Source organism: Collinsella sp. AM12-1, from assembly GCF_003472325.1.
Classification (GTDB): Bacteria; Actinomycetota; Coriobacteriia; order Coriobacteriales; family Coriobacteriaceae; genus Collinsella.
In genome coordinates this window covers 69,205-75,695 of record NZ_QRLS01000012.1, presented here as the reverse complement: position 1 = coordinate 75,695, position 6,491 = coordinate 69,205, and the positions used below count along the sequence as shown (strand labels likewise).

Below are 6,491 nucleotides of genomic sequence, written 5' to 3'. Positions count from 1 at the left end.
CGGATGAATGTGGGAACCCGATACCCTGAGGGCCGGATCGGCCGGCCCCGGGAGATCGGAGGACGGCATGTCCGGAAAGAAGAAAAGGGGCTCCGCAAGGGCGGTCCCGAGGGCCTACGGAAGGCTCACGAGGCACGAGCGGGACACGGTCCAGAGGATGCTGGAGCGCGGGGCCTCGTGCAGGCAGATCGCGAGGGAGCTGGGCAGGTCGCCCTCGACGGTGTGCTCGGAGGTGGCGTCGCACAGGTTCGTGACCGCGCCGAGGGAGAGGCGCGGCGAGCGCGTGGACGCCTCCGCCGACCTGTCTGCGGCATGCCCGCGCCTGGCCGCGTGGCCGCGCTGCTGCAACGGGTGCGGGCGGTACCGCGCGATCGGCTGCAAGCGCCGCCCGCACGTCTTCTACGACGCCCGCGCCGCGCAGCTGTGCGCGGACTCGGTCCTCGTCTCGTCCAGGCGCGGGATAGACGCCGACGAGCCCGCCGCGGCGGCCAGGCTGGAGGCGATAAGGGACTGCCTGCGCCGGGGGCTGTCGCCCGAGCAGATGGCGGCGCGCAACGGCGGCCCGGTGGACCTGTCGCCGTCGACCATCTACCGCTGGGTCTCGGCGGGCTACGACGGCATGACCAACATGGAGCTCAGGCGCAAGGTCGGCTACAGGCCGAGGAAGCGCGCCGCGTGCCGGGCGGCGACCCGCCACTCCGCCCGCAGGTCACATGCCGCGTTCCTCGCCCTCGGGGAGGACGCGTGCGCCGCGGCCTGGGAGATGGACACCGTCGAGGGGGCCCGGGAGGACAGCGCCTGCCTGCTCACGCTGCTGCACCGCCCCAGCAGGCTCCAGCTCGCGCTGCCGCTGGAGGAGAAGACCGCCGGGTGCGTCGCGGGCGCCCTGGAGGGCGTCCGGGCGGTCCTCGGCGCCGACGGGACGCGCCGCGTGTTCCGCGCCGTGCTCACCGACAACGGCCCCGAGTTCTCCGACGAGGGCGCGATCGCCGCGCTGCTCGGCGAGGGGCGGGGCGAGACGAGGCTGTTCTACTGCGACCCCGGGCGCAGCGACCAGAAGGGCGCCTGCGAGCGCAACCACGTCGAGATCAGGAAGCTGCTGCCCAAGGGCCGCGGCCTCAGGTTCGACCGGCTCGCCCCGGCCGACCTGGCGCTGGCCATGTCGCACGTGAACTCCGAGCCCCGCGGCGCGCTCGGCTTCGCGACGCCCGCCCGCGCCTTCCGGGCGATGCTCGGCGGCGACGCGGCGGCGCTGCTCGAGGCGTACGGCGTGGAGGACGTGCCCGTCGAGGAGCTCGACCTGACGCCGGGGCTCATCGAGCGGGCGCGCGCGGAAAGGGGCGATGCCCCGCTGTCCTAGCCTAGAAGGAAAAACGGAATAGACGGACCGACCGTCCGGCTGAGTCTGGGAAGAGGCGCCGGGCGGCGGGCGGAGCATGGCCACCGGACCCATCGAAACACATCTCCACCGTTCCTTCAACTGGGAAAATGCCGCCCCCGGACCCCGGGAGGGGCCGCGGGGGCGTTCGGCTAACTGCGGGAATGGCCTATTTGCTCAATGTGTTCGGCTGAGATCGGAAATCAACCGTTTTAGGCGATGATGGGGGCGATGGCGCGGATGCAAGCGTCGGCTGCCGTGAAAGTGGTGCTGTCGTCGCTGACGATAAAGATGATTTTGCCCTTGACGCCAAAGTCGCCGATCTCGCTAAAGAGCACGTAGGGCTCCTTGTCAAAGCCAGAGATGGGAAGCACCGCGGCCTTGGTGGCGTCGGTAAGCTCATCTGCCAGCGCGTCCAACGAGGCCCACTTGGACGTGTCCTTTACGGCAACGGGCACGGCAACGCGCCCAAAGGGCATGAGGTGCACGAGCGTGTTCTTGGAGATATTTGAGTTGGGGACGATGATGGTCTGCCCGCAGGCGTCCTCGATGGTCGTATGGCGCCAGGTGATATCTTGGACCACGCCCGTCACGCCGCCGACCTCGATATTGTCGCCGGGTTTGATGATGCCCATAAAGGTCACCTGCATGCCACCGATAAGGTTTGACAGCGTGTCCTGAAAGCCGAGCGAGATGGCGATGCCGCCGACGCCAAGAGCGGCGACGAGGGCGTTTGCATTAATGCCAAAGCAGTTGTCGAGGATAAAGCTGCCGCCGATCATCCAAATGACGGCGCGCGCGATGTTGATGAAGATGCTTGATGAAGGGAGTGGGTTATCGTCGCGGTTGAGCAGGTGGTACAGGGTCTTGGACGCGACCTTGGCGGCAACGGCGGTGCCGATGGCCAAGATACCTGCCCAGATAATGTTGTGGACCCATCGTTGTGCAAAGAAATGAAGAATCGGCTCAAACAATTCCATGTAGAGAAACCTCCTAATGATCGTCCAACCATGATACCCATCAAGAAGCCCGTCCGATCAAATTCGGACGGGCTTCTGTGCTCGATATGGGGGTTAGCGAAAACCGCCGCAAGGGCGTCTGTCCCTTTGCGGCGGTTTTGACGTTTGCGCAGATAAAACCTGCCAAAATAAACCTGTCCCTTTTTGGTAGGTTTAGCTTAGCAGCATGCGGTCGTTGGCGAGCTCGCCGCCCGAGACCTCCTCGAACTTCTGCAGCAGGTCGGCCACGGTGAGCGACTTCTTCTCGTCACCGGCCACGTCGTAGATCACGTGGCCTTCGTGCATCATGATCAGACGGTTGCCCAGACGGATAGCGTCGTTCATGTTGTGCGTGACCATGAGCGTGGTCAGGTGGTTCTCGTCGACGATCTCCTCGGTCAGGTTGAGCACCTTAGAGGCCGTCTTGGGGTCGAGGGCCGCGGTGTGCTCGTCGAGCAGCAGCAGGCGCGGCCTGGTGAGCGTGGCCATCAGCAGGGTGAGCGCCTGGCGTTGGCCGCCCGAGAGCAGGCCGACCTTGGCGTTGAGACGCGTGTCCAGACCAAGGTCCAGGCGCTTGAGTAGCTCAACGTACTCATCTTTCTCGGCCTTGGTGACGCCCCACGAAAGGCCGCGACGCTGGCCGCGACGCTTGGCGAGGGCCAGGTTCTCGGCGATTTGCATGTCGGCAGCGGTACCGCGCATGGGGTCCTGAAACACGCGGCCCAGGTACTTGGCGCGCTGCGACTCGCTCAGGCGCGAGATATCGGTGCCGTCGAGCTCAATAACGCCCGAATCGAGCGGGTACACGCCGGCGATCATGTTGAGCAGCGTGGACTTGCCGGCGCCGTTGCCGCCGATCACGGTTACAAAGTCGCCGTCATTCAGGGTGAGGTCGACGCCGGTGAGCGCGCGCTTTTCGGTGACGGTGCCCTTGTTAAAGGTCTTCTTGACGTGCGAGAGCTTAAGCATCTGCCTCATCCCCCTTCGTGTAGGAGCTGCGGAGCTTATAACGCTCCCAAACCACGGGCACGCACAGAGCCACAGCGACAATCACAGCGGAGAGCAGCTTCATGTCGTTGGCGTCCATGCCCAACTGCAGCACGATGGCGCGGATAAGGAAGTACACCACGGAGCCAAAGACGGCGGAGGCAAGACGGACGCTAAACTGCGTGAGGCCGCCGGGCAGCAGACGGCCGAGCACCTCACCGATAACAATGGCGGCAAGACCGATAACGATGGCACCGGTGCCCATACCAATGTCGGCATACTTCTGGCTCTGGCAGATGAGCGCGCCCGAAAGGCCGATGAGGGCGTTGGAGAGCACGAGGGCGATCATCTTGGTGGAGTTGGTGTTGACGCCCAGGGCGCGGATCATGTACTCGTTGTTGCCGGTGGCGCGCAGCGCCGAGCCGATCTCGGTGCCAAAGAACCAATACAGGATGGCAACGATAGCCACGGCGAGCAGGATGCCCAAGATGATGGCAACGGTGGACTGCGGCAGACCGGTCATATTGCTGACGGCCGAGAACACGGTGCCCTTGGCAAGAATGGGCGTATTGGACTTGCCCATGATGCGTAGGTTGATGGACCACAGGCTGATCTGGGTGAGGATTCCGGCGAGGATCGCGGGAATCTCAAAGACGGTGGTCAGAATGCCCGTGACGGCGCCCGCGATGGCGCCGGCGCACATACCGGCCAGCACGGCGAGCAGCGGGTCGACGTTGTTATTGACGATGAGTACGGCGCAGACGCAGCCGCCGAGGGCAAAGCTGCCGTCGCAGGTCATATCGGGGATGTCGAGCAGGCGGAACGTGATAAACACGCCAAGCACCATAATGCCCCAGAGGACGCCCTGCGAAACGGCGCCCTGCAATGCAATGAGCATGCTTCATACCTCCTAGGATAGGGTGGACACGTGATGTTCCATAATAGCGGTAACAATGAATATAAGAACGGCAGGCAAACGTTTTGTTATATCTGAAACAAGCAGGGCGAACGCCGGTCTATGACGTTCGCCCCAATGGCTCAGATATTGAATAACGCAGCTATGGGCGAGAACGAACCCTAGATGCGTTACGGCGCATGGTGCTACTCGTCCAGGGCGGAAAGGTCGATGCCCAACGCCTCGGCCATCTCGTCGTTCTTGACGACGACCAGGTTCTTGCTCGAGAGGTGCTTGATCGGCATGTCTTCGGGCTTGGCCTCGCCCTTCAGGATCTTAACGGCCATCTCGCCCGCGGCGTAGCCCAGGTCCTCATAGTTGATGGAGAGGGTGAACAGGCCGCCGGCCATGCACATACCCTCCTCGCCAGTCACGAAGGGGAGCTTGTTCTCCTTGCAGATCTGACCGACCTGCGAAGCGCCCGCGGCGATGGTGTTGTCGGTGGGGGAGTAGAGCGCGTCGACCTTGCCCACGGCGGACTCGACGACGGACTGGATCTCGTTGGAGCTCGAGACGGTGAAATCGGTGTACTCGAGGCCCAGCTTGTTGAGCTCCTTCTTGGCGGCTTTGATCTGGACGTCGGAGTTGGACTCGGCGGTGCAGTAGAGCAGGCCGACCTTTTTAACGTCGGGCAGGACCTTCTGCATCATCTCGAGCTGCTCGGCGACTGGGGTGAGGTCGGAAGCACCCGTGACGTTGGTGCCGGGCTTGTCGTTGTCCTGGACCAGGCCGGAGGCGGCGTAGTCGGTGATGGCACAGCCCACGATGGGGATATCGGCCGTGGCGCCGGCGGCAGCCTGCGCGGCGGGCGTAGCGATGGCATAAATCAGGTTGACGTTGTCGCCCACAAACTTGTCGGCAATGGACTTACACGTGGACTGGTCGTTCTGGGCGTTCTTCTGGTCGATCTTGACCTTAAGGCCGCTCTCCTTGATGGCCTTGACAAAGCCGTCGTTGGCGGCATCGAGTGCGGAGTGCTCGGTGAGTTGCAGAACGCCGATGGTGTAGTCGGAACCGGCGGCAGCAGAGCCGGAACCAGAGTTGCCGCCGCATCCGGCGAGCGGGGCGAGCGCGAGCAGACCGGCGGAGACCAGAAGGCTCCTGCGGCTGATGGTGATGTCCTTCATATCATTACCCCCAGTATAAAAATGGCTGGAAACACTGCACTGGGACAAAGTGCAAGTGGAACTATAGTAGCGCTGATGTCCATTTTTACAACAGCCTGGCGGGTTTTTTAATACAGAATCGGATGGGCGGTACGGGTAGTCTAATGGGCGGCGGAGGGTCTTATGCGGCGGAGGAGGCATCGTCCTCGTCCAGGGCGGCGAAGAGCTTCTTGCCGTCGAGGAGACGTGTGGTGACGTTTCTCATTCGGCCGATCTCTACGGTACGCAACGTGTCATCGGCGCCTCGCGCGTCATAGACCGTTCCCAGCAAATACGAGATGCCGTCTCGTTGCTTGATGGCAAAGGGACGGAGTGTCATCCGCGCCACTTCGACCTCTCCGCGTGCCGTGACACTCGAAATATCAAAACTCACCGTGGTTCCGTGGTCGATGGCCTGCTCGATGAGCTCGCAGGCATCGATGCGCTTGACGGGCGTGCGTGTGGCCTTGGTGGATTTGCCGCCTGCGCTTGGAGCAGGCTCGGGTGCATCGAGGTAGCCGCGAACGTCGGCACTCGCCATGGCGACCAGGTGCTGCGCCATGCTTTTTCGAATGGCGATGGGCGTAGAGCGGTTGCGCATGACCATGCCGTGGAGTCGGATGATCTCTTCGTCGGTGAGCGGACGGGTCAAGAGCCGATACCCCACGCCGCGCTTGTACTCAATTTCGTATCCGGCATGGCGAAGTGCGGAGATGGCGGTGTAGATGCTGCGCCGCGCCGCCGAGATGGGCATGCGGGCGGGGTCGTCGGGATGGGCGAGGCGCCGGATCAACTCATCGGAAAGCATGGCCTTGTCCTCACCGGTGTTTTCGCTTAATAGTTGCAGGATGCGAACGGCGCGATAGGCTGCCATCGAGGCGGCGCCCCTCGTCGTGGTCTCGTAAGTTTCAACAGCGGTTTCGGTCATGGCGCCCACGTCCTTTCCGTTTTGGGTGGCGACGGTATGGAGCCTAGGACGCGGGGCTTTCCCAGGGGTGCAGGACGCCCTGGGCGGTCGGTAGCCGTCG

Annotated in this window: 6 protein-coding genes; 1 reads left to right on the top strand and 5 read right to left on the bottom strand. The window is 63.4% G+C overall.

Annotation, left to right across the window (positions count from 1 at the left end):
• Nucleotides 1-7: 7 nt before the first annotated feature.
• A complete protein-coding gene (locus tag DW136_RS07275; protein ID WP_369831837.1) occupies nt 8-1,360 on the top strand; it encodes an IS30 family transposase in 1,353 nt (450 codons plus the stop codon).
• A 230-nt stretch (nt 1,361-1,590) separates the two neighbouring features.
• Here DW136_RS07275 and DW136_RS07270 read toward each other — a convergent pair whose 3' ends face one another.
• From DW136_RS07270 to DW136_RS07250, 5 genes are all read right to left on the bottom strand, one after another.
• Nucleotides 1,591-2,358, bottom strand: coding sequence for a mechanosensitive ion channel family protein (locus DW136_RS07270; protein ID WP_089572515.1), 768 nt, complete (start codon nt 2,356-2,358; stop codon nt 1,591-1,593).
• Nucleotides 2,359-2,550: 192 nt separating this feature from the next.
• Nucleotides 2,551-3,345 (bottom strand): ABC transporter ATP-binding protein, encoded by a 795-nt coding sequence (locus tag DW136_RS07265; RefSeq protein WP_055250279.1) that lies wholly within the window; start codon nt 3,343-3,345, stop codon nt 2,551-2,553.
• On the bottom strand, nt 3,338-4,261 hold the full coding sequence (locus DW136_RS07260) for an ABC transporter permease (protein ID WP_006234992.1): 924 nt from the start codon (nt 4,259-4,261) through the stop codon (nt 3,338-3,340). Before DW136_RS07260 ends, DW136_RS07265 begins: the two co-directional genes overlap by 8 nt.
• Nucleotides 4,262-4,464: 203 nt before the next feature.
• Complete coding sequence (locus tag DW136_RS07255; RefSeq protein ID WP_117629248.1) at nt 4,465-5,445, bottom strand: ABC transporter substrate-binding protein; 981 nt, start codon at nt 5,443-5,445, stop codon at nt 4,465-4,467.
• 160 nt (nt 5,446-5,605) lie between these two features.
• Nucleotides 5,606-6,391, bottom strand: a complete 786-nt coding sequence (locus DW136_RS07250) for a hypothetical protein (RefSeq protein WP_117758643.1) — start codon at nt 6,389-6,391, stop codon at nt 5,606-5,608.
• Nucleotides 6,392-6,491 lie beyond the last annotated feature (100 nt).

Excerpts from the sequence above, each read along its gene's own strand:
- DW136_RS07255 (WP_117629248.1), bottom strand. The coding sequence starts at position 5,445 with ATGAAGGACATCACCATCAGCCGCAGGAGCCTTCTGGTCTCCGCCGGT.
- DW136_RS07275 (WP_369831837.1), top strand. The coding sequence starts at position 8 with ATGTGGGAACCCGATACCCTGAGGGCCGGATCGGCCGGCCCCGGGAGA.
- DW136_RS07260 (WP_006234992.1), bottom strand. The coding sequence starts at position 4,261 with ATGCTCATTGCATTGCAGGGCGCCGTTTCGCAGGGCGTCCTCTGGGGC.
- DW136_RS07270 (WP_089572515.1), bottom strand. The coding sequence starts at position 2,358 with ATGGAATTGTTTGAGCCGATTCTTCATTTCTTTGCACAACGATGGGTC.
- DW136_RS07265 (WP_055250279.1), bottom strand. The coding sequence starts at position 3,345 with ATGCTTAAGCTCTCGCACGTCAAGAAGACCTTTAACAAGGGCACCGTC.
- DW136_RS07250 (WP_117758643.1), bottom strand. The coding sequence starts at position 6,391 with ATGACCGAAACCGCTGTTGAAACTTACGAGACCACGACGAGGGGCGCC.